Annotated in this window: 19 protein-coding genes; 9 read left to right on the forward strand and 10 right to left on the reverse strand. The window is 42.1% G+C overall.

The genetic code is table 11. The features are described 5' to 3' along the window. Positions 1-14 precede the first annotated feature (14 nt). From J4N22_RS11185 to J4N22_RS11205, 5 genes are all read right to left on the reverse strand, one after another. Positions 15-1,556 carry a magnesium chelatase ATPase subunit I gene (locus tag J4N22_RS11185; RefSeq protein ID WP_207494305.1) on the reverse strand — a complete coding sequence of 514 codons (1,542 nt, stop codon included), beginning with the start codon at positions 1,554-1,556 and terminating at the stop codon, positions 15-17. Positions 1,557-1,635: 79 nt separating this feature from the next. Further along, on the reverse strand, positions 1,636-2,733 hold the full coding sequence (locus tag J4N22_RS11190) for a vWA domain-containing protein (protein WP_207494307.1): 1,098 nt from the start codon (positions 2,731-2,733) through the stop codon (positions 1,636-1,638). Between the two features lie 91 nt (positions 2,734-2,824). Next, complete coding sequence (locus tag J4N22_RS11195; RefSeq protein WP_207494309.1) at positions 2,825-4,687, reverse strand: CocE/NonD family hydrolase; 1,863 nt, start codon at positions 4,685-4,687, stop codon at positions 2,825-2,827. 109 nt (positions 4,688-4,796) lie between these two features. After that, positions 4,797-7,871, reverse strand: coding sequence for a glycosyltransferase family 117 protein (locus J4N22_RS11200; RefSeq protein ID WP_207494311.1), 3,075 nt, complete (start codon positions 7,869-7,871; stop codon positions 4,797-4,799). 252 nt (positions 7,872-8,123) lie between these two features. Then, a complete protein-coding gene (locus tag J4N22_RS11205) occupies positions 8,124-9,314 on the reverse strand; it encodes a T9SS type A sorting domain-containing protein (RefSeq protein WP_207494313.1) in 1,191 nt (396 codons plus the stop codon). A gap of 135 nt (positions 9,315-9,449) precedes the next feature. Here J4N22_RS11205 and J4N22_RS11210 point away from each other — a divergent pair, with 135 nt between their 5' ends. The 6 genes from J4N22_RS11210 to J4N22_RS11235 all read left to right on the forward strand — a co-directional run bounded on the left by J4N22_RS11210 (position 9,450) and on the right by J4N22_RS11235 (position 15,105). Next, positions 9,450-11,927 carry a TonB-dependent receptor gene (locus J4N22_RS11210; protein ID WP_207494315.1) on the forward strand — a complete coding sequence of 826 codons (2,478 nt, stop codon included), beginning with the start codon at positions 9,450-9,452 and terminating at the stop codon, positions 11,925-11,927. A 259-nt stretch (positions 11,928-12,186) separates the two neighbouring features. Beyond that, entirely contained in the window at positions 12,187-13,173 is a 987-nt protein-coding gene (locus J4N22_RS11215) for a PhoH family protein (RefSeq protein ID WP_207494317.1), read from the forward strand. Positions 13,174-13,283: 110 nt separating this feature from the next. Further along, a complete protein-coding gene (locus tag J4N22_RS11220) occupies positions 13,284-13,688 on the forward strand; it encodes a hypothetical protein (RefSeq protein ID WP_207494319.1) in 405 nt (134 codons plus the stop codon). Continuing rightward, positions 13,688-14,056 carry a fluoride efflux transporter CrcB gene (gene crcB / locus J4N22_RS11225; protein ID WP_207494321.1) on the forward strand — a complete coding sequence of 123 codons (369 nt, stop codon included), beginning with the start codon at positions 13,688-13,690 and terminating at the stop codon, positions 14,054-14,056. Before J4N22_RS11220 ends, crcB begins: the two co-directional genes overlap by 1 nt. A gap of 26 nt (positions 14,057-14,082) precedes the next feature. Further along, entirely contained in the window at positions 14,083-14,634 is a 552-nt protein-coding gene (locus J4N22_RS11230) for an inorganic diphosphatase (RefSeq protein ID WP_207494323.1), read from the forward strand. A 27-nt stretch (positions 14,635-14,661) separates the two neighbouring features. Beyond that, positions 14,662-15,105, forward strand: a complete 444-nt coding sequence (locus J4N22_RS11235) for a sulfite exporter TauE/SafE family protein (RefSeq protein ID WP_255551673.1) — start codon at positions 14,662-14,664, stop codon at positions 15,103-15,105. Between the two features lie 5 nt (positions 15,106-15,110). Here J4N22_RS11235 and J4N22_RS11240 read toward each other — a convergent pair whose 3' ends face one another. Next, entirely contained in the window at positions 15,111-15,872 is a 762-nt protein-coding gene (locus tag J4N22_RS11240) for a C40 family peptidase (RefSeq protein WP_207494327.1), read from the reverse strand. A 62-nt stretch (positions 15,873-15,934) separates the two neighbouring features. Between J4N22_RS11240 and J4N22_RS11245 the strand changes: the two genes are divergently transcribed. Continuing rightward, complete coding sequence (locus J4N22_RS11245) at positions 15,935-16,507, forward strand: sigma-70 family RNA polymerase sigma factor (RefSeq protein ID WP_207494329.1); 573 nt, start codon at positions 15,935-15,937, stop codon at positions 16,505-16,507. Next, on the forward strand, positions 16,507-16,869 hold the full coding sequence (locus tag J4N22_RS11250) for a hypothetical protein (protein ID WP_207494331.1): 363 nt from the start codon (positions 16,507-16,509) through the stop codon (positions 16,867-16,869). The genes J4N22_RS11245 and J4N22_RS11250 overlap by 1 nt, the downstream gene beginning before the upstream one ends. 36 nt (positions 16,870-16,905) lie before the next feature. On the opposite strand, the gene J4N22_RS11255 is transcribed toward J4N22_RS11250, so the two are convergent. Then, entirely contained in the window at positions 16,906-17,805 is a 900-nt protein-coding gene (locus J4N22_RS11255; protein WP_207494333.1) for a hypothetical protein, read from the reverse strand. Positions 17,806-17,906: 101 nt separating this feature from the next. Further along, positions 17,907-19,091 (reverse strand): THUMP domain-containing class I SAM-dependent RNA methyltransferase, encoded by a 1,185-nt coding sequence (locus J4N22_RS11260; RefSeq protein ID WP_207494335.1) that lies wholly within the window; start codon positions 19,089-19,091, stop codon positions 17,907-17,909. A 716-nt stretch (positions 19,092-19,807) separates the two neighbouring features. On the opposite strand from J4N22_RS11260, the gene J4N22_RS11265 reads away from it, so the two are divergent. Then, positions 19,808-20,803: an SDR family oxidoreductase gene (locus J4N22_RS11265; protein WP_207494337.1), complete on the forward strand. Its 996-nt coding sequence runs from the start codon at positions 19,808-19,810 to the stop codon at positions 20,801-20,803. A 1-nt stretch (position 20,804) separates the two neighbouring features. Here J4N22_RS11265 and J4N22_RS11270 read toward each other — a convergent pair whose 3' ends face one another. Both J4N22_RS11270 and J4N22_RS11275 read right to left on the reverse strand, forming a co-directional pair. Beyond that, positions 20,805-21,488, reverse strand: coding sequence for a DUF92 domain-containing protein (locus tag J4N22_RS11270; RefSeq protein ID WP_242692132.1), 684 nt, complete (start codon positions 21,486-21,488; stop codon positions 20,805-20,807). A gap of 48 nt (positions 21,489-21,536) precedes the next feature. Further along, entirely contained in the window at positions 21,537-21,908 is a 372-nt protein-coding gene (locus J4N22_RS11275; RefSeq protein WP_207494339.1) for a hypothetical protein, read from the reverse strand. Positions 21,909-21,934: the final 26 nt, after the last annotated feature.

A 21,934-nucleotide genomic window follows, 5' to 3' on the forward strand; every position in this document is an offset into this window, starting at 1 on the left:
CCAGCCGTTTTTTATTATCTGAAATCATCTTCATTTTCCTCTTCTTCAAAATCATGCGGATCAAAATTCATCATACTACCCATTAGGTCTTTGAACTCTATCCGTCCCTCTAGCATCTTTTTACTGATGAGTGAATAAGCTGCCAGTCCATGTAAAACAAATTCCATCAACAAGCCGGTCTGCATTTCGTTCAAATTTGGAAAATGCTTCTTTACAAAAGCATGCAAGCCATTCACCTGGTAAAGTGAAGCAAGTTTTGCTTCATCTTTTACGTCGAGCAGCAGATCAAGATGATTGCCGCTGTCAAACCATTTAATGATAGCCTTGTATGGGTTCTCTTCTTCGGCTTTGGTTTGCTGGCTCGCTTTGCCGGTTGCCCTCTTCTTTTTAGTAAGCTCGGGGTTAGGGAAATAATTTACAAACTGCGTCCTGATAGCTTTTTCTACCAGGTTTACCGCTACCTGGAAAGGACCTTCCTGTTCGCCTTCGTAAACCAGTTCAATCTTACCGGTAATAGCAGGTATGATACCCATCAGATCTGCCATCCAAACCTGAGTCTGCTTTTCGTTGTGAATGATTGCACGACGCTCAGCGGTGCTTACAACATTCTCAAAAGCTGCAATGGTAAGGCGGGCACTCACACCACTTTTCTTATCTACATATTCATTGGTGCGTGCTTCAAAAGCTACCTGTTCTATCAGTCGCTTTACGAGATCGCTCACCATCACCCTTTCCTTCTGTTCGTCAAGCACATTTGCTTCCTGCTCAGTGATGGCCAAACTTGTCTCTATAGTTTTTGGATAGTGTGTCAATATCTGGCTTTCGATCCTGTCTTTCAGCGGCGTTACAATACTTCCGCGGTTGGTATAATCTTCTGGATTTGCAGTGAACACAAACAAAATGTCGAGAGGCATACGAAGCTTAAAGCCTCTTATCTGGATGTCTCCTTCCTGTAAAATATTGAACAGTGCCACCTGTATTCTTGCCTGCAAGTCAGGCAATTCGTTGATGACAAAAATGCCTCGATTGCTGCGCGGAATGATGCCGTAATGGATTACCTGCTCATCACCAAAGCTCAGCTTCAGGTTTGCTGCTTTTATAGGATCAATATCTCCAATAAGATCTGCCACGCTTACATCGGGTGTAGCCAATTTTTCGCCATAGCGTTCGCTTCTGTGCAGCCAGCGTATAGGTGTATCATCAGCATGTTGTGCTACCAAATCTTTGGCAAACCGGCTCATTGGGTTTAATGGATCGTCATTGATGTCGCTGCCTGCAATCACAGGTATGTATTCATCCAGCAGGTCTACCATTTGGCGGGCCATTCTTGTTTTTGCCTGTCCTCTTAATCCAAGAAAAAGGATATTGTGCCGGCTTAATAAGGCTCTTTCTGTATCGGGTATTACGGTTTCTTCGTAACCTAAAATCCCGTGGAATGTTTCTTCTTTGGCTTGTATTTTCTTTACCAGGTTGTTCCTGATCTCTTCTTTTATGCTCCTGCTTTTATAGCCACTTTCTCTTAACTCTCCCAATGTTTTTATAGCATGAATGTCCATGTGTATTATCTGGTGTGTTTGTGTTTTTTCTAAAAATGATGAGGAGTATGCTTCTTCAGTTCTAACAAGCAGTTGCTCATTAAAAGACTGTTTTACGCTTGCCGCTTTCAAAATCTTTAAAAATGAAAGCGCCCAACTTATCCAGTGATGCAAAGAATGCTTTGCCTTGGTTCATCTCGGTAAACTCCTGTACGAATCGCTGCAGGTAAGGATCGCTTGCTATCATGAAAGTTGTAATGGGGATCTTCAGCTTTTTGCACTGAGCAGCCAGGTTGATGCAACGATTTACCACTTTCCTGTCAAGGCCAAAGCTGTTTTTGTAATAGCGTTTCCCAATTTTCAAACAAGTAGGCTTACCATCTGTGATCATGAAAATCTGCTTGTTCTGGTTCTTTCTTCTGCGTAATATATCCATTGCAAGTTCTAATCCTGCTACAGTATTAGTGTGGTATGGACCTACCTGCAGGTAAGGAAGATCTTTAATCTCTATCGGCCAGGCATCGTTACCAAAAACCACTATATCCAGCGTGTCTTTTGGATATTTGGTGGTGATCAATTCACTCAGCGCCATCGCTACTTTTTTGGCCGGAGTTATCCTGTCCTCGCCGTATAAGATCATGCTATGGCTAATGTCTATCATCAACACGGTAGAAGTCTGCGATTTATAATCAGTCTCCCGTATCAACAGGTCATCTTCCTGCATCCGGAAACTATCGATCCCATGGTTAATCTGGGCATTGCGGATGCTCTCGGTAAAATCGATCTGCTCCATCATGTCACCAAAAATAAAAGGCCTGGTCTCAGCGTTTAGCTCATCGCCTTGCCCCGGCTTGAAGGTGTTGTGATTGCCTTGCTTTGTTTTCTTCAGCTTCCCAAAGATCTCTTCCAAGGAACTTTTCCTGATGCCTTGTTCGGTCTTGCCTGTGATCTTTATGCTGCCGTTCACAGGATTTTCGTCTATATATCCCTTCTCCTTTAGTTCATCAATAAAATCACCCATTCCGTATTCATCATTTGTCAGGCCATATTGCCTGTCAAGTTGGTTCATCCAATCCATGGCTTCGCTAAAGTCACCATTGGTATACGTGAGCAATTGAAGAAACAGGTTGAGTAACTGTTGGAACTTATCCTGCGAACCTTCGTTGGGGTCAAAATTGGTAAAACGTAATCCTAACATACAATTGAATTGCGCGAAAAGACGCGAGATTATTGTTACAACATTTAAGCCACTGACAATGTTTAATAGCAAAGCCAGGGTTAATATTCTTTTACCGCTTTATAGTACCACCCACTTCTACCACCGACGAACCGAAAATGGTAATGGCCGATTTTATGAAATCAGTTTCTTCAGCTTCGTAAATATTATCTACGTACCGCTGCGGGTTGCGATCAATATAAGGAAACCATGTACTATGAATTTGTATCATGATGCGGTGGCCTTTCTTAAAGGTGTGCAATACATCCTGCAATGGCACATTAACATTGGCAACATGACCCGGAATGAACGGCTCAGGTTTTTCAAATGAATTGCGATAGCGACCACGAAAAACTTCACCCCGAACCAGTTGCTGGTAACCACCCATGGTTACGTTCTTTGGGTTGTGTGCATATTCAGGATGATGTTGCGGGTAAACATCTACCAGCTTTACTACAAAATCTGCATCCGTACCTGTCATGGTCACTTTTAGCTTTGCCAATATTTCACCTGCAATGGTTACATCCTCTTTTAATGTATCTGTTTCAAAAGTCAATACATCTGTTCTGCGGCTTGCATGACGCTGGTCGTCGCTCATGTAGCGGCGTGGCGTAAATGTCAATCCTTCTGTTTCGGATGTGTAAGGAACAGGCTTGGCTGGATCACTTACATATGAAAAAGTAGCACTATCATCCACAGGTTGGTTGATGGACAATTTTCCTTTTGCTCCAAAATACAGGCGCATCGGTGGATTAGCTTTTGGCGGCCATACATCAAACTTTTGCCATTGTTTAGATCCCGTATTAAACAAATATGCTTCAGGTAAATTATCTGCACCCTCTCCTTTCAGATGATGTACAAAGAATGGCAACTCTATCTCTCGCTGGTAAAAGCTGGAAATACTATCGCCAAAAAAGATGTGGTTATGGGTGGCTTTGGCAGTTTCGCGTCCCCAATCACCATGTGCCCATGGCCCCATCACCAGTGTATTTTTGGCTGCAGGCGATGTTCGTTCAATGGTTTTATATATCTGCAACGGGCCGTATAGGTCTTCAGCATCAAACCATCCTCCTACCGTCATCACAGCTGGTTTTATATTTTGCAAATGAGGAAGCAGGTTGCGCTTTTGCCAGAAAGCATCATAATCAGGATGCTTAATGATCTCGTTCCAGAAAAAATTATCATGATGAAACTGCTTCGTGATATTACTCAAAGGCCCTAACCGCAGGTAATAGTCATATGCATCTTTTACAGGCGTAGCGTACATCCGTCGCTGCTTATCGCCATACCAAACCGATCTTTTAAGTGTATCTTTTTGATAACCAAAAACAGGATATGCCGGAGTATAACCAAGTATATGAGCGCCATTATGCTTGAAGTCGTCGAAGAAAAAATCGGCTATTGGTGCTTGTGGCGAAGCTGCTTTCAGTGCAGGGTGCGCATCAGGTAAAGCTGCTGCGGCATAAAAACCCGGATATGAAATACCATAGATACCTACTCTTCCATTGTTGCTTTTCAGGTTTTTCAGCATCCATTCTATGGTATCGTAAGTATCTGAGCTTTCATCTATATCTTTTTTATTCTTTGGATTATTACCAGCAATGTTTGGTGTCATAGTAGTGAACCTGCCCTGGCTCATATACCTGCCGCGCACATCCTGCACAGCGAAGATGAACCCGTGCTGTACCATGTACCGCCTGGTGATATTGAAATTTCCCGCATTACTGGCATTGTACGGCGTACGATTTAAGATGATCGGGTACTTCTTTGTTTCATCTTTTGGCACGTAAACAATAGTGAATAACCGCACTCCATCACGCATGGGAATATTGTATTCAAACTTGTTGTAGTGGGTGCTCATGTAGATCGAATCTTCTTTCTGAGCAAACACCACTGCATGTATAAGTGTAAAAAGTAAAATGATTGCTAGGCGCATATCCTGGTTGTGTTTTAGATGCATGAAAATACCAATTATAAAGACGAAGAACTATAAAAACAAAGGCTACCATTAAGGCAGCCTTTGCTTATATGAATATTAGTTTGAATTACCTGTTGGTATCCGGTAAAGGTTGTGCACCGCCCGGCGTAACTACATTATTGCCACCTTCAGGAGTAGCAGCTCCTTTAGCACCAAATATTTGCTCAAGACGATCAAGTGCCTGTAGATAATCTTCAGTTGTTTTTCTATCATAAGCCATCCACTCAGCCTTTGATTCACTAAGTGAATTATAGAATTTCATTTGTTGCTGAAGATCGGTACGAACACCTTTCAGCACTTTAGCAGCAAGGTCTGTTGCACCAGCACGGTAGCAGGCTTCCAGGTACATAATGCTATTCCTGTTGTGCAGGTTTCCACGGCTAATGTGGCCATAAGGGAAATTACTTTCAAGGAACATCTTATCACCTTTTTGCAAAATGGTACGCGCCTCTTCATTTCGGCCTTTAGATACCAGGTCAAGTGCCAGTTCAGCATAAGCAGAACGGATTGTATTCAGGTGGCGGCGGTTCTCTTCATCAAAATAAACATTTGGTTTATCTGCATTTCCAGAAGAGAACTTGTTCATCAGTTTGTCAAGCATCCATTCTGTATTTACCTGCTGACCCTGTACCGGAACAAGCCTGTAGGTCAAACCATCTTTACGCAGGTATTGTCCAAAGCCAAGCTCATCAAATGGTGCTGTAAAATAGATAGGGCGTTGCCACCTGTTTGCAGCTATTACATTCAGTACAGCCAGGTCATTCTTCATCAACAGGTCCTTTGGAATATCGAAACGAACTTCGTCCACTACATTATCTGTAAGAGTAACTGTTCCGTTTTGGCGAACCAGGTTTGCGTCTACATCTACTGATACTTTCTTCACAGGGAAAGTATTGATCATTTCATTGCCACCGGTTGCCAGCATTTTACCTGGATCTTCGCTGCCAACAAAATTCTTCATCATGTCGTACAGGTCGAAGTATTGATTAGGTGAAACGCCCGGTACAGGACGATACCTGATATAGTCGCGTTTGCGTCCTTGTATTTGTTCTTTACTCCAAATAACATCTATAGGATTGCTCTGGTTGATCTTGTAACGCATCTGGTTAATGTACCAATCAATACCTAACAGGCTATAGTTGATAACACGGATATCAGGACGTATACCTTCTACCTCTTGCGCATACCACAGCGGGTAAGTATCGTTATCGCCAAATGTGAAGAGAATAGCATTAGGAGCACAGCTTTCAAGGTAATTACGAGCAAGATCTCTAGCCAGTACTTTACGGCTACGATCATGGTCATCCCACTCTTGTGCTGCCATTAGTACAGGAACTGCCAGAAGACATAAAGCGGTAGCCAGATTGGTTGCCACTCCCCTGCTTACAGCTTTGCTTAACCATTCTCTTACCTGTAATACGCCTAAACCAATCCAAATAGCAAATGCATAGAAGGAACCAACATATGCATAATCACGTTCCCTTGGCTGGTTACCCGCCTGGTTCAGGTAAAGCACAATGGCTATACCAGTAAAGAAGAACATCAGGAAAACTATGAAGGAATCTTTACTATGAGCTTTTGAATGATAAATGATACCAATAACTCCAAGGATAAAAGGAAGCAGGAACAGCTTGTTGTTAGCTTTGTTGTTCTTGCCACTATCCGGCATCAGGTCCTGGTCGCCATACATGGCGTTGTCTATAAATGGAATACCTGTTATCCAGTTACCATCGCGGATGTTACCGGTAAATACGCCCTGTACATCGTTTTGCCTACCAGAGAAGTTCCACATAAAGTAGCGGAAATACATCCAGTACATCTGGTAGCCCATGAAGAACTTGATGTTATCGCCAAAGTTTGGATCTCTTTCATAAGTGCCGTCTTGCATTTTACCAATGCCTAAATAAGATGCATAATAATCAGCATGACCCTGGTCGTTGCTGCCATCCCATACACGAGGGAAAAGCATCATCTTATCCTGCTCATAAACATATTTACCTTCTTTACCATTTTCCACATAACGACCATCAGCCTTGATCCATTTTGTACCTGTCTCTTTGTAATCTATCGGTTGTGCAGTAAACTTCTGACCGTACAGCAGTGGGAAATCACCATATTGCTCACGGCCTAAGTACCCCACCAAACTCATTGGATTATCTACATTATACATATCCACCGCAGGGTCTGCATTACTACGTATCATAGTAGTGATGTATGTGCTATAACCGATAAGTATAAATGTGATACACCACATACCAAGGCGCAGGAAACTGTAGTTGTTTTGCTTTGCATAACGAAGCGCCCACCAGATTGCAGCTGCTACCAACAAGAAGAAAACGATAAACCCGCTGAAGAAAGGAAGGCCAAAGCTGTTTACAAACAACCTGTCGAACCAACCTGCAGTATTGATTGAATATTGAATAACTACTTTTTGTGCAACACCAGTGATGATACAACCAATCACAAAAGCCCAGAAAGTACCCATTGGGGTTGATTTGTAACGCTTGTAATAGTATACCATAACAATAGCCGGTATGGTAAGCAAGTTTAGTAAGTGCACGCCTATTGAAAGGCCCATCATGAAGAAGATGAATACGATCCAACGGTCGGGATTGATACCGGTTTGCTCTACATGGTCTACTGCGTGTTCCCACTTAAGGATAGCCCAGAAAACGATAGCAGTGAAAAAAGATGAAAGTGCATAAACCTCACCTTCCACAGCAGAGTACCAGAATGAATCAGAGAAGGTGTATGCTAAAGCACCCACAGCACCAGCACCCATGATTGCAGCCAACTGGTTTCCTGTTAATGCCTCACCGGCTTTTTGAACAACCTTACGTGCAAAGTGTGTTATCGTCCAAAACAGGAATAGAATGGTAAAGCCACTGGCAAGGGCACTCATTATATTCACTGCCTTAGCAGCAGTCATCGGGTTATCACCAAAAAGTATAATAAAGAAACGACCTATTAATACAAACAAAGGAGCTCCTGGCGGGTGAGGTATCTGCAGCTTGTAACAGCTACTGATAAATTCACCGGTGTCCCATAAGCTAGAGGTCTTTTCGGTAGTGAGAATATAGGTGGCCGAAGCAATGATACAAACAACCCATCCAACAATGTTGTTGATCCTGTTGAAATTCATCTGGTATTTATTTTTGGTTTTGTGGTCAAGGATTTACTCCTCACCAGGGTATCCATTTTAAAGAGGGGCAAACCTACCTTAAAAAAAGGAAAATTTGAAATTGAGAAAATACGCCTGTTGTAAGAAATGACATATATAAAAAAAGCATAAGAAAGAGCAGGCTGATCCGTAGGTGAAGGATGTAAAATAAATATCCCCTCCGGCGTGGAGGGGATATTTCAAAATATTCATGCTCAAAAAGAGAATATGTAATTACTGCTTAGTGAACTTAGATGTTACTTTATCATTATTGCTTTCATAGATCAAAAGGTAATTGCCTTTCACCAGTTCGCTAACAGAGATACCTGTTTGGATTGCACCTGGCTGAACCTGTGCGATCTTGATCTGCCTTCCATCCATGCTTACGATGCGGATGCGTGCACCTGCTTCAGCTTTGTCGTGAGACACAGTGATGTTGCTAACTGCAGGATTAGGGAATACTTCAGCTTTGATAGACCTGTTGCTCAATACTACAACATTGCTGTAGCTTGTAGAACCGTCTTTATCTACAATTCTTAAGCGGTAATAATTAGTTCCTGGTTTAATGCTGTTGTCAACAAAAGAATAATTGGCCGCACGATTTTCTGCACTAACAAAAGATATTTCGCTAAACGAAGCGCCGTCAAAACTCTTTTCTACAGCATAGCCACGCAAATTATTTTCTGTTGCACTTGACCAGCTTAGTGATGCTGAACCGTTAAATAATGCAGCGTTGAAAGCTTTTAAGGAAACTGGCAAAACAGATGCTTGCCATACTGCGAAATTGTCTACACGGTTAGTGCCACCACTAGCTACGGTACCACCATTGATTGAAACAGTAGATCTATTTACTAATCTAAAATATACTGCAGATGTATTGTTCACTGAAGGATATGCACTTAAGTCGAAGTATAATCCGGAATTTGAATTAGGCGTAGTAGCATTCCAGCTAATTGATGAACCTGAACTAGTTGGCACCTGGTAATCTGCTAGGTCTAGATAAGTGGTTCCATCAACACTGTATTGTACTTTAAATTCTCTCGGACCTGTATTGCTTCCTGTCTGATCAAAAGTTATTGCAATACCATTAAAGCCTGTGGTATTTACCTGGAACTGGTAGTAATCGCCGACTGCCCAGTTATTAGAACTTATAGATTTTGCCGAGCCATTACCGGCAGGAGTGGAATAAACAGTTGAAGCACTGGAATGGAAAGCTGTGAAAGCAGAACCTCCAGGTTGTGTTCCTTCATCAGCTGTAGTTGTTCCTGCTGTTAAGGTTGGGGTTTGACTTGCAGTAGAACTAAAGGTTACTCCTTCAAAAGTCCATCTTGCAATTGGCTGACTAAACACACTAGCCGAAGCCAGGAGAGCAGCACTCATCATTAATGTTTTACAAGAAGAGAGAAGCGTAAAAATTCTTTTCATAAAGTAGTTGTTTAAAAAGCGAAGGTAAAAATATAATCCAGCTTCTTAAAAAACTGTACCATTATCTTAGTGTTACTCAATCATTTCGCTCTTGCATAAAATCATATTGTATCTTGGCACCGTTTAGCTTTTAATATGAGAAGATTCAAGCTGTTGGCCGTTTTCATCTTGTTCTCTATATCTGTTTTTGCCCAAAAGAATGGGGCAACTCTTTCTGGTATTGTGCTGGATGAAAATGATAAACCGCTACATCCTGTTAGCATTACTATTCTTGGAAGAGACCGTGGCGTAGTAACCGACTCCGCAGGAAGGTTTACCATACAGGCGCCTGTCGGCAGGCCATTTGCTCTCATATTTTCTTTTACTGGTTATACAGAAGTACAGAGAAACTTCAATTTATCAGTAGGTGAAAACGAGACAGTAACCATTCAAATGCAGGCCTCGCAGAATGTATTGCAAGGTGTCACAGTAACAGACAACCGTAGCAGAACCGAAGCCGGCAGAATAAGCATTGACCCGGGTGCAGCTCGTGTTAATCCTTCTCCTTTAGGTAATATAGAAAGCCTCATAAAAATATTTGTTGGAAGCAACAACGAGCTTACCAGCCAGTACAACGTACGTGGTGGCAGTTACGATGAGAACCTCATCTATGTGAACGATTTTGAAGTTTTCAGGCCTTACCTGGTGCGCAGCGGGCAGCAAGAAGGATTAAGCTTCATTAACCCAGACATGACCGCTGGTGTCAAGTTCTACAATGGCGGTTTCCAGGCGAGGTATGGCGACAAAATGAGTAGCGTTTTGGACATTACATATCGCAGGCCAAAAAAGTTTGGCGGCACTGCGTATGTTGGTTTGTTGGAGCAAGGCCTGCACCTGGAAGGCGTTTCTAACAACAATAGGTTTAGTTATGTAGTAGGTATGCGCAATCGAAGCAATCGTAACCTGCTTTCCAGCCAGGAAACAAAAGGAAATTATATTCCTTCCTCGTCTGACATACAAGCACTACTAACCTATCAGCTTAGCAGTAAATGGCAATTGGAAGCTTTGGGTAATTTTTCTTCCAGCCGTTTTACATTATACCCTGAAGAAAGCAAACTTTCGTCAGCTGTTTTCTCTCCTCTCTTTTCTGCTAACCTTTCTGTTGACATCTATTTCGACGGGCAGGAAAAAGACAGGTACAATACAAACATGATCGGCTTTTCTGCAACTTATCAACCCACAAAGAACTTTAGGTTGAAATGGATGTTGAGCCAGTTTGAGAACAATGAATCAGAAAACATTGACATAACCGGTGCTTACCTTTTTGGCGAAAGAGATTTCGACAAAAGCAAACCAACCTTTGGACTTATCGTTAATCCATTGGGTGCCGGTATATTTCAAACATATGCGCGCAACCAGCTGAACATAAAAGTTACCAATGCTTCGCTGAAAGGCAACTATGACAAGGGCAAACACTTTATCCAGTTTGGCGCCGGCATAGAAAGGCAGACTATCATGGATAAACTGCACGAATGGGAATACAATGACTCTGCGGGTTATTCACTGCCATACTCGCCCAACATACTTCAACTAAGCAAGGTGCTTAAAACTAATGCCGACCTGGAGGTGATACGACTGAACGGTTATGTGCAGGACAATATTCAATTCCGCGATTCGGCTGATGTAACGATGCAGGTTGGTGTGCGCTACAACTACAATAACCTGAACAATGAATTATTGATTTCGCCGCGGGTAGGTTTTTCTTTCAAACCAAAACGTTGGGAGAAAGACATTGTATTCCGTGCTGCTGCAGGAGCTTATCATCAACCCCCGTTTTACCGGGAGTTAAGAAGGTATGATGGTACCATCAATCATAAGCTTCGCGCACAGAAGAGCTGGCAGGTAACGGGTGGTTTTGATTATAGTTTTAAAATGCTGCAACGACCTGCCCGGCTTACTACAGAGTTATATTACAAGCACATGACGGATGTAGTTCCGTATGATATAGATAATGTACGGTTACGCTACTTTGGTGAAAACATGGCCAAAGCTTATGCTGCCGGTGCGGAAGTAAGATTGTTCGGAGAACTGGTAAAAGATGCAGAGAGCTGGATAAGCTTAGGCTTGATGCGTACAAGAGAAGACCTACAAAACGACCAGTACTACAAGTACCAATTGAATGAACAAAATGCACCTGTTGATAGTACGCTGGTAAATGTTGGTTACTTAAGAAGGCCAACAGACAGGATGGTAACTTTTGGTATGTTCTTCCAGGATTACCTAAGCACCAATAAGAACTTTAAAGTATACCTGAACACGCTCTATGGAAGCAACCTTCCTTATAATATTCCTGGCAGCGTCCGCTACAGAAATGCTCTGGTTATAGACCCGTACATACGTGTTGATCTTGGTTTCAGTGCTCTACTGCTCGACACAGAAAGATCGCGTAGAAGAAGCCATAGCCCTTTTCGCAGCTTCGATAATATTTGGGTAAGCCTGGAAGTTTTCAACCTGATCGACAGGCCTAATACCATCAGCTATTTGCTCATTAAAGACTTTGCGAATAATACCTTCACCATGCCTAACCGATTGACACCACGCCTGCTAAACCTGAAGCTGGTAGCGAAGTGGTAGAAAAAAAAGTTAGGGTTTCTAAATTACTAGTTCCTGGTTTTATTATTTCCAATCACTAATCACCAATTAATGATCTCTGCCATCATCTCAAGGGCATAAAAGTTGCATTTGTTATTTGACAACTAATTCACAGTTTGTGCATAACGGAATTTGGATATTTGTAAGGTGAAGAGTTAGATTTGGAGAGTAACAATTACCTACCTCAGATTAGCTATTACGTAACCAGGTCTTCCAGCTAACCAACTTAAAACATACACATTTGACAGAAACAATAATCAACCTCGAATCAGTTAACCCCATAGAATTCTTTGGTGTTAACAATGGGAAACTAGACTTACTAAAAAAGAAGTTCCCGCTATTGAAGATCTTAAGCCGCGGCACACAACTAAAGCTAAGCGGTGCTCCCGAACAGATAGATGTTGCAAAAGAAAAGATCGACCTGATCGTTCAATACCTTGAGCGTAATGGACATCTTAGTGAAAACTATTTTGAACAGATACTTGGAGGCGATGATGCAGAAGTGATTGACAACTTTGTAGACCGCAATCCTAATGACATTTTAGTTTTTGGACCCAATGGCAAAACAGTAAGAGCACGCACAGCCAACCAAAAAAATATGGTGAAGGCTGCAGACAGAAATGATATTGTATTTGCGATAGGACCTGCAGGTACCGGTAAAACTTATACTGCTGTTGCTTTAGCTGTAAGGGCTCTCAAGAACAAAGTTGTAAAGAAGATCATTCTTACGCGTCCAGCGGTAGAAGCCGGTGAAAATTTAGGTTTCCTGCCAGGCGATCTGAAAGAAAAGATTGATCCATACCTGCGTCCATTATACGATGCGCTGGATGATATGATACCTGCTGATAAGTTGGGTTATTACATGAGCACACGTACCATTGAGATAGCTCCGTTGGCTTATATGCGCGGTCGTACTTTGGATAATGCTTTCATCATTTTAGATGAGGCACAAAACACGAACGATCTTCAATTGAAGATGTTTTTGACCCGTATAGGTGCCAATGCAAAAGCTATTATAACAGGTGACCCTACACAGGTCGATCTTCCAAAGAATCAACGCAGTGGCCTGGACAAAGCAACACGCATTTTAAAGAATATTGATGGCATCGCACATATACAGTTGGATGAAGAAGACGTAGTACGTCACAGGCTTGTAAAAGCAATCATCAAAGCTTATGATCGCGAGAAAGAAAAAGAACAGAACGAGATGCCACATCATCAACGTTAATACTTACTCACCCACTAAAGCAAAGGCTGCATCATACATGCAGCCTTTCTTTTTAGCAACAGCGCCACCATCAATTTCTTACTTACCTTTAGCGCCAAGTTGTACTAAGTATGAGATATTTCTTCGCAATAGTTTTAGTTGTTGTTTTTTTTGCATGTAAAAATAAAGATGAATATTCCCGTCCTGAAAATGCTTTGGATGCCGGCAGACAGTTTATTGAGTACTCGCTGAAAGGGAAATTTAACCAGGCAAAGCAGTACATGCTGAATGATGAAGAAAATAATTATTGGCTTGCCAAATGGAGCCAGGAGTTCAGCAAGATAAACGAGCAGGAAAAAACAGCATTCAGTACGGCTTCTATCAATATTTTAGAAATATCAGACGTGGTGGCCGATAGTGTCACCATCATCCACTACAGCAATTCGTATAAAAACGTGCCGCAGAAAATTAAAGTAGTAAAGTTCAATAACGATTGGGTGGTAGATTTTAAATACACCTTCTCAGGAAACTTATAATGCTAACCATTAAGAACATACTGATGGTAGGCGTTGGAGGTATGATTGGTAGTATACTTCGTTTCACCATCACCATACTAGTAGGAAATCAATCCTTCCCTTTTGCTACTTTCTGTATTAATATCATTGGCAGTTTTATTATTGGCATTGTGCTGGGCATGGCCGTACATCAGTTTTCATCTAACACATTACGATTGTTTTTAGCCACAGGAATATGCGGTGGCTTTACTACATTTGCCGCCTTTTCTATAGAGAGCATGCAGATGCTGCAACAACAGAAATATGTAGTGGCGGCAACATATATAACAGGAAGCATCGTCTTAAGCATTGCTGCAGCCTGTACCGGATTTTACATCAGCAGAACTTGATTAATTGATAATTATATAACAATACAATGAATAATGTTTTACATCCATGGCACGGAGTTCCTTGCGGAGACCAGGCGCCAAGATTGGTGAATGCCATCATCGAGATCCCTCAAGGTTCAAGAGCTAAGTACGAGATCAATAAAGAGACTGGTCTATTGCAATTGGACCGTGTGATCCATTCTTCTTTCTACTACCCTAGCAACTACGGTTTTATTCCACAAACCTATGGTGAGGACAAAGATCCATTAGACATCCTGGTACTTTCAAGCCTTAGCATTCAGCCATTGTGTTTGGTTACTGCCAAAGTAATTGGTGTAATGCAGATGGTTGACGGCGGCGATGCGGATGATAAGATCATAGCAGTAGCAGCGCACGATCCGGCTATCAACTACATCAATAATATTGAAGAATTGCCTAAGCACTTCTTCGAGGAGCTGCGTCACTTCTTCCAGGAGTACAAGCGTTTGGAGAAGAAAGAAGTTGTGGTAGAAGAGTTCCAAGATAAATCAACTGCACTACGTATTGTACAAAATGGTATAGACCTGTACAAGACTACATTTGTAGAAGGTAAAAAGTAATTCTCTCTAAAATATAAACCTGCTGCCATGTCACTACAAACTATTCTTATGCTCGTACTTATAGGTATAGCCGCTGGAATGTTAAGTGGCATGGTAGGCATTGGTGGTGGAATTATTATTGTTCCGGCATTGGTGTTCCTGCTGGCTTTCTCGCAGAAGTCTGCACAGGGAACTACCTTAGGCCTGCTCATGTTTCCCGTAGGTGTTTTAGGTGTGTTGAACTACTACAAGCAAGGTTATGTTGATTTTAAAGTAGTCATATTTGTAGCCCTTGGTTTTATACTCGGGAGCTACTTTGGAAGTAAAATATCACTTGGTATGAGCGAAGAAAAAGTAAAACGTTTTTTCGCAATTGTCATCATGCTCATAGCTATCAAGATGCTTTTCTTCGACAGGAGGAAATCACCAAATATTGATGGAAGTCCGAATGCTTCAATCACATCAAAAGAAGAAACTACAGGTCCAATTTAATCTATCTATAAGATGCGTTTTATAATGCGCAACTTGTGACTTCGCTCGCCTGTTTCCCTGTTTAAAATTCCTGCCTGGTCCATTGTATCTATGCGTACTTTTCCAGATGCATGAATGATGCTATTACTTGAAAGCATCACTCCTACATGCATTATATGTCCTTCTTCATTATCAAAGAAAGCAAGATCGCCTGTTCTTACTTCCTGGATAAAATCAACAACTTCTCCTTGTGTAGCCTGCTGCGATGCATCGCGCAAAAGAGGCACACCTATCAGCTTATAAAGCATTTGTGTATACCCGCTGCAGTCTACACCAAATACGGTTCTGCCACCCCATTGGTAAGATGTATTCATGTAAAGCATTGCATATTGTTGTAGCAATTGCAGATCAGGCTTGCTCGGAACTGCCAGTCCTTCCTCAATGGTAGAAAAATGTAAGGGACCAATGTACGCTGCTCCATTTTTTATAAAACCTATATTACTACCTAAGGGCAATTGCATGGGTGCATTATTCACATACACTGTGGTTACCCATTTATTGGTAAGAATGGCCGGGAAGAAAGCCGCTTCATCTTCTATATGTTGCAGGTGAACTTTTGGACACCATCCTTTATATCCGTCGTAGATGTTATTGATAAAGAAGAAGTCTGTTTCCCGCTCCAATATTTCTACCACATCTCCAAAAACCAGTTGGCTTACTTGTTCTGTTTTGTGCGAAGGCGCTGCTCGCATGGGGCTTACAGGCACTACACAAATTGCTTTATTCATTGTTATGATTATGGATTTTGATCTTTACTGCATCTTGGTAAAAAAGTACATTACTTTGAAGCGTGGCTAAAGATCCTTTTGCACATATCGAAGATAAAGAACTGCTTGATAAATTCTACCACGATGGAAACAACCAGTGGTTAGGTATTTTGCTCCAGCGTTATACACTCCTGCTATTGGGTTTGTGCATGAAGTATTTGAAGAATGAAGAAGAGGCCAAAGATTGCGTACAACAAATTTTTCTTAAAGCTATTACTGAACTACAGAAGTATAAAGTAGATTACTTTAAGAGCTGGCTGTACATGGTGGCCAAGAACCACTGCCTGATGAAGCTAAGAGAAAGCCATGGTAAATATGCAGTAGAGGTAACGGAAAATATAGCCAGGCAAGATGATGAGACTGACCTGAAACTTCAACTACATGAAAAGGACAGAACGCTAAATACACTGCATGATAGCCTGCACGAACTGAATGAAGAGCAGAAACAATGTGTAACTTTATTTTACCTGCAAAAGAAATCTTACCAGGAAATAGCTGATACTACTGGCTATACCTTACTACAGGTAAAAAGCTATATTCAAAATGGTAAACGAAATCTCAAACTTATCATCCAGAAGAAATTGAAACAAAATTAATGGCTGACTTGAAAGACATATTTGATGAAGAAGAGAACCTGCGCGACGAGGAGTTGCTGAAATATCTTTCCGGTGAGGCAACGGATGAAGAGAAACATGCTGTTGAAAGAAAGATGACTGACTCTTCTTTTGATAATGATGCAGTAGAAGGCTTACAACATTTCAAGAAAAAAGAGAAGCTGGATGACCTGGTTCAACAACTGAATAAGAACCTGCAGCAACAACTTTCTAATAAAAAACAGAGAAAAGAAAAAAGGGAGATAAAGCAAATGCCTTTGTCTATGATAACCGTTATCATCATCCTGGTGCTTTGCGTGCTTGCATTTTTCGTGGTGCACCTGTTCCAAAGGAACGCTATGTAGAAACTCAATGCGCTATCCAAATTCCAGCATTATCCTCTAACTTATCTTACCTATTGTTACCACAATACATTTTCCTGAAGCATCTACTTTAATTCCCCTGTCTTTATTAGTTGCTTCTCCCCTGCCTGCCATAGTAAAGCCATTTTTGAGTAAATAACTTGTAAGCTGCCGGGCTGTAACTTCTGTTTCAGGCAACGACCTTATCTGTACGCAAGTGGCATCACTATCCTGCTCTCCTTTTTCACCAAAAATATCGTTGAGAACATTTGCCAGTTGTTGCTCTGTCAGTGTTCCATCAAAGCGTTTTTTCATATCCCTTACAGGCAGCTTCCCTGTTTCCAGCACTTCCTGCTTTCTATTACGTTCTGCCGATGTTCGTGCGGCTTCTGCCAGTATAGCTTTTTCCGCTTCTGCAGATAATGCTTTAGCAGGCTGTCGTACAGGTTCTTCTTTCTTTACAACCTGAGCCTCCGGCACCTTTTCTTCCTGTGGCGCCTGCTGACGTGCAGAAGGCTGCGGAGTAGCTACCGGTGGCTCTACCTCCATATTGAAAAAAGCTTTTTCCTGCTCTTCCAGTTGCCGCTGCTCTTCCAGTTCTCTTTGTCTTTGCTCTTCCAGTTTTCTTTGCACCTGCCGTTTTATGGTTGGAAAAGCCATTGTCACTTGCTTCACTACTGAATAACCAGGAAGTGCATAGGCTGTTCTCCGCATGGTGATCTTTGAAGGAAGAGGTGTGGTTGAAGGCAAATTGGCATCAACGGATGGAGCTTGCTCTTTTACCTGCACCTTTTCTTCGGCTTGAGGTTGTCGCGCATGTACGGGTACTGTAACAGGGGCAGGCGAAGAAACCACGGAGAAAACAATATACGACACCCCTACAAGGCTTATGAAGCCTGTAAGCACAGCTGCTTTTATAAGGGTCTGCATCCGGTTCATCCAACTAAGATATTTGTTGTACGACCGAATTAAACAACCAGGTCAGGGGATTTTTCAAGGTATAGAGGTTAAACTGCTACTATAGACGCAAAATCAGCTGGTTAAGTCTGTTGTTCTGTGGAAACATTTTTTTTAGTGCCGGCGTATAGTTCATATTCCAACAACCTGCAATCGATCTTACTTGTATAAAACTCTAACCGCCTGCTTGCCTTCAGGCCGATCTTTTTTGCAAGCTCAAGGTTGCCGGTAAAAATATAGCCTGTATAGCCTTTGCATTTCTTCTTCATGAAATCGCCTATACGTGCATAAGTTGCCTGCAATTCTGCTTCTACACCCAGTCGCTCACCATATTCAGGATTGAAGTACACAACACCACTTTCTCCAGGGACGGGTGTGCCTTCAAAATCGCCTGTAAAAAATTCCATGTATTGTTCTACACCGGCAGCGGCCGCATTGATGGTAGAAACATTAATAGCATCAGCACTTATATCTGAAGCTATGATCTTCAGCCCCGGAACCTCTTTTATACGTTCGAAAAGTTTCCGCCTTTCTGTAGTATAAACGCCTGCATCAAATCCAACCAGGTGCATGAATGAATAATTGTTTCTAAACAAGCCGGGCCTGCGGTCGGTAGCAAGCAACGCTGCTTCTATACCTACCGTAGATGATCCGCACATAGGATTTACAAAGGCAGACTTTCTATCCCACTTGGTTGCAAGTAATGTAGCTGCTGCCAATGCCTCCAGCATAGGAGCCTTACCTGGTATTTTGCGGTAGCCATGCTTGGCAAGCGTTTCTCCCGATGTATCAAGGAAGAGTTCAGCCTGTTCATTACGCCAAAAAAGATGAATTACCGTACGATCCAGTTCCGGGCCAGAGTTCGGACGACTTCCGGTCTGCTGGCGCATCCTGTCCACTATAGCATCTTTCACTTTTACATTGGCAAATAATGGCGTGCGAATGGAGTGATGATCTACATTGCTGGTAATGGAAAAATATCCTTCTGCAGGAATGATCTTTTCCCAGGCGATGGCTGACACATGTTTATATACATCTTCGGGGCCGGTGCAGCTAAATGTTTTTAAAGAATACAATACCTGGCTGGCGCAGCGCAGGTTCAGGTTCAACTTTATGCAATCATTGATGGTTCCTTGCAGCTCCACCCCGGTGGAAAAGACACGAACAATGGGCAGTTCCAGTTCCTCTACCTCCATCTGCAGGTAGGGCGACAATCTTTTATTACACGTTACAATAATGCGTGCTGGTGTAGTGAACAGTTGCGTCATAGCGCAAACTTACTCCACCAGCCGTTGCCAAATAAAAAACCCTGTAGTTTTCACTACAGGGCTGTTTTCAAACAAGTCTTTTCTTTATTGCTTAGGCCTGATGATGTACATGCCCATCTCGCAAACGATTTCAAAGTTTTTCATGTTCTGGGGGTTTTACTTTTATTTATATGCTGTTAACGATAATATGATGATTTATTGTATCTGTTCCATAAAATCTTTTTCAAAATTAGTGGTGTGAAATGTTATAATGCGTTAAGCCAATGCCAGAACAGCAGGGTTTAATCAACAATTAATCGGGCTAATGAAAAGCTGAAAAATTCTTTCGATAAATGAGCGGGAATGGCAAAGAAAGCAGCCTGAAGATTTTTTAAGCTCGCGTTGCCGATTGTTAAATTACCTCCACTCGAAAAAAAGAGTGCGGTTGGTAATCATTCATCATGTAATTTACACCTACCCTCAGAAGAAGAGGTAATTAATCACCCCCAAAAATCTGATAGTATGAATTGGCAAGATGTATTGGCCCTTGTGTTTGGAAATAAGAAACCAGCTTTAATCCCAGTTCCGGTTTCAAACGATACAAAGAAGCAGCCTCAGCGATAGGCTTAACATAGCGACTACATTATCAGCCCTGGTTTTCCGGGGCTTTTTAGTTTCTGCAAACCTGTACCTGCGGCATAGTTCTTTTTCTTCCTTTCTGCAAAATGTATTAACACATGAAAACGAGGAAGGAACGCAGGATCAACTTTACCAATAAGACAATTGTTATAACAGGTGCATCAAGTGGTGCCGGCCGTGCAATGGCTGTAGAGCTAGCCAAATATGGAGCTAAACTGGTACTGGTGGCACGGAGGGTTGATGCACTGAAGGAAGTAGTTCAACAATGTAATGAGTTAGGTGGTTTAGCTTTAGCTATGCCTGCCGATGTTAGAGATGCTGACGCGCTAAAAGACATAGCAGCAAAAGCAAATGAGTTTGGTGGAAGGATCGATGTATGGATAAACAATGCCGGCGTACTGGCAGCAGGTGATTTTACTGAAACACCTACCGAAATTCATGAACAGGTAATACATACCAACCTGCTCGGCTACCTCTATGGTGCGCATGCTGTACTGCCTTACTTCAAGCAGCAGAAGCATGGAACGCTGATAAACAATGTTTCTGTTGGAGGCTGGATGCCGGTTCCTTATGGTGTAGCCTATTCTGCAAGTAAATTTGGCCTTACAGGTTTTTCAGAAGCTTTGCGGGGAGAATTAACCAAATACAGGTACATCAGGATCTGTGACCTTTTTCCTGCGTTCCTTGATACACCAGGCATACAACATGCCGCTAATTATACCGGCAAAATACTTAAGCCGGCTCCACCTGTTTATGATCCACAGGAAGTAGCACGTGCAGTGGTTTCAGTGGTTAATCGCCCAAGAAGGTCTGTAACTATAGGCAGCGTATCTACTTTACTAAAAATAGCCAATGCAGTTGCACCTACACTTACACGCACCATTACAGCCAAGTTGGTAGAGGGTTATTTAAAAGTGGCAGAACCTACAGAACATACCAGTGGAAATATAATGAAGCCGGTGGATTATGGTACCGGCATCCACGGTGGCTGGAGTGTGAGGCTTTCACCTTCACCAAGGTCTGCTATTGGTGCAGCATTTTTAGCATCCGTGGCGGCAGCTTTCTTTATTACAAGATCGCAGGTTTCCAAATAACCTAATGCAGAAGAAAGGAAAAAGCGAGTGCTACTACAGCAGCTACGAGTGTATTCAGAAAATTTACTGCATTATTTTTTATTAATCCTGCACGCTCTACAGTACCACCCAACACAGAATCTGTGAGGTTTCCTATTGTACCTGCCACTAATACTATAACAGCACCGAATAATGTGCCGCCGCCTGCCAAATAAATGGCACCTATAACAGTACTACCTGCCAGTCCACATAAAGTTCCTTCTACACTCACTACTCCATCAAGTCCTCGTTGGTCTTTTTGCAAGGTGGTAATGTCGTAAAATCTACTACCATAAATATTACCCAGTTCCGATGATAAAGTATCGGCTGTAGCTGATGAAAATGCAGCTGCTACAAGTAACATAGAAAGCTCCTTGAGTGATGGAAAAGCAACGGCCAACATTGCACTTAAAGCTGCTACGCCAGCATTGGCCACAACCTGGCTTGCGGTACGACGCCCTTTGTTTGTTTCAGCTAATCCTGCTGCTTGCTTTTTTGCCAACTTCCACGAAGTAGCCAAGGTACCTAACAGGAAAAAAGCTGCTAGCATACCAACACCTGTATAACCGGTACCAGAATAAATAGCTATAGCCAATACACCACCCGTGCAACCAGCTACGTGTGTAAGCTTATGGGTAACAATAGTGGCTATTACAGCCGCTATCAAAACAAGCAGAAAAATTAAATCTGGAAGTATGGATTGCGGTTCTGGTGATTAAAGCCGGAAGTTAAGCAACAGATTGATTGGTGAAATCGAAAGCTGGATGTTGAACGTGCGCTGTATCCAACCTGTGGTAAAACCAATTACAACCAGTGCAACGATCACCAATAGTATAATAATGAGTATATATGAACCTGAAGATGATTTTCTTCGGGAAGAAGTTGTGGTGCCGGAGGTGTTGTTCAATCGTCCTAGCTCAGCCTCAGTAAGGCGCCTTGCCTTGATCAATTTACCCGTATACCTGGAAGTAAAGCTGTCAATATCAGCCTGTGAATTCACTACCTGTTCAGCTATAAAAATGTCAGTGTTTCCTGTGGTATCAAAAGCTTGCACCACCACCGGGAAATCTTCTTTTCTTACTTCCATAGTTGTAAAGAGTTTACTGTAAATGA

Source organism: Aridibaculum aurantiacum, from assembly GCF_017355875.1.
GTDB classification, from domain to species: Bacteria; Bacteroidota; Bacteroidia; order Chitinophagales; family Chitinophagaceae; genus Segetibacter; species Segetibacter aurantiacus.

What these genes read in the sequence shown, in the direction of transcription:
- J4N22_RS11185 (WP_207494305.1), bottom strand. Translation starts at nt 1,556, where the DNA reads ATGGACATTCATGCTATAAAAACATTGGGAGAGTTAAGAGAAAGTGGC.
- J4N22_RS11190 (WP_207494307.1), bottom strand. Translation starts at nt 2,733, where the DNA reads ATGTTAGGATTACGTTTTACCAATTTTGACCCCAACGAAGGTTCGCAG.
- J4N22_RS11195 (WP_207494309.1), bottom strand. Translation starts at nt 4,687, where the DNA reads ATGCGCCTAGCAATCATTTTACTTTTTACACTTATACATGCAGTGGTG.
- J4N22_RS11200 (WP_207494311.1), bottom strand. Translation starts at nt 7,871, where the DNA reads ATGAATTTCAACAGGATCAACAACATTGTTGGATGGGTTGTTTGTATC.
- J4N22_RS11205 (WP_207494313.1), bottom strand. Translation starts at nt 9,314, where the DNA reads ATGAAAAGAATTTTTACGCTTCTCTCTTCTTGTAAAACATTAATGATG.
- J4N22_RS11210 (WP_207494315.1), top strand. Translation starts at nt 9,450, where the DNA reads ATGAGAAGATTCAAGCTGTTGGCCGTTTTCATCTTGTTCTCTATATCT.
- J4N22_RS11220 (WP_207494319.1), top strand. Translation starts at nt 13,284, where the DNA reads ATGAGATATTTCTTCGCAATAGTTTTAGTTGTTGTTTTTTTTGCATGT.
- crcB (WP_207494321.1), top strand. Translation starts at nt 13,688, where the DNA reads ATGCTAACCATTAAGAACATACTGATGGTAGGCGTTGGAGGTATGATT.
- J4N22_RS11230 (WP_207494323.1), top strand. Translation starts at nt 14,083, where the DNA reads ATGAATAATGTTTTACATCCATGGCACGGAGTTCCTTGCGGAGACCAG.
- J4N22_RS11235 (WP_255551673.1), top strand. Translation starts at nt 14,662, where the DNA reads ATGTCACTACAAACTATTCTTATGCTCGTACTTATAGGTATAGCCGCT.
- J4N22_RS11240 (WP_207494327.1), bottom strand. Translation starts at nt 15,872, where the DNA reads ATGAATAAAGCAATTTGTGTAGTGCCTGTAAGCCCCATGCGAGCAGCG.
- J4N22_RS11250 (WP_207494331.1), top strand. Translation starts at nt 16,507, where the DNA reads ATGGCTGACTTGAAAGACATATTTGATGAAGAAGAGAACCTGCGCGAC.
- J4N22_RS11255 (WP_207494333.1), bottom strand. Translation starts at nt 17,805, where the DNA reads ATGAACCGGATGCAGACCCTTATAAAAGCAGCTGTGCTTACAGGCTTC.
- J4N22_RS11260 (WP_207494335.1), bottom strand. Translation starts at nt 19,091, where the DNA reads ATGACGCAACTGTTCACTACACCAGCACGCATTATTGTAACGTGTAAT.
- J4N22_RS11265 (WP_207494337.1), top strand. Translation starts at nt 19,808, where the DNA reads ATGAAAACGAGGAAGGAACGCAGGATCAACTTTACCAATAAGACAATT.
- J4N22_RS11275 (WP_207494339.1), bottom strand. Translation starts at nt 21,908, where the DNA reads ATGGAAGTAAGAAAAGAAGATTTCCCGGTGGTGGTGCAAGCTTTTGAT.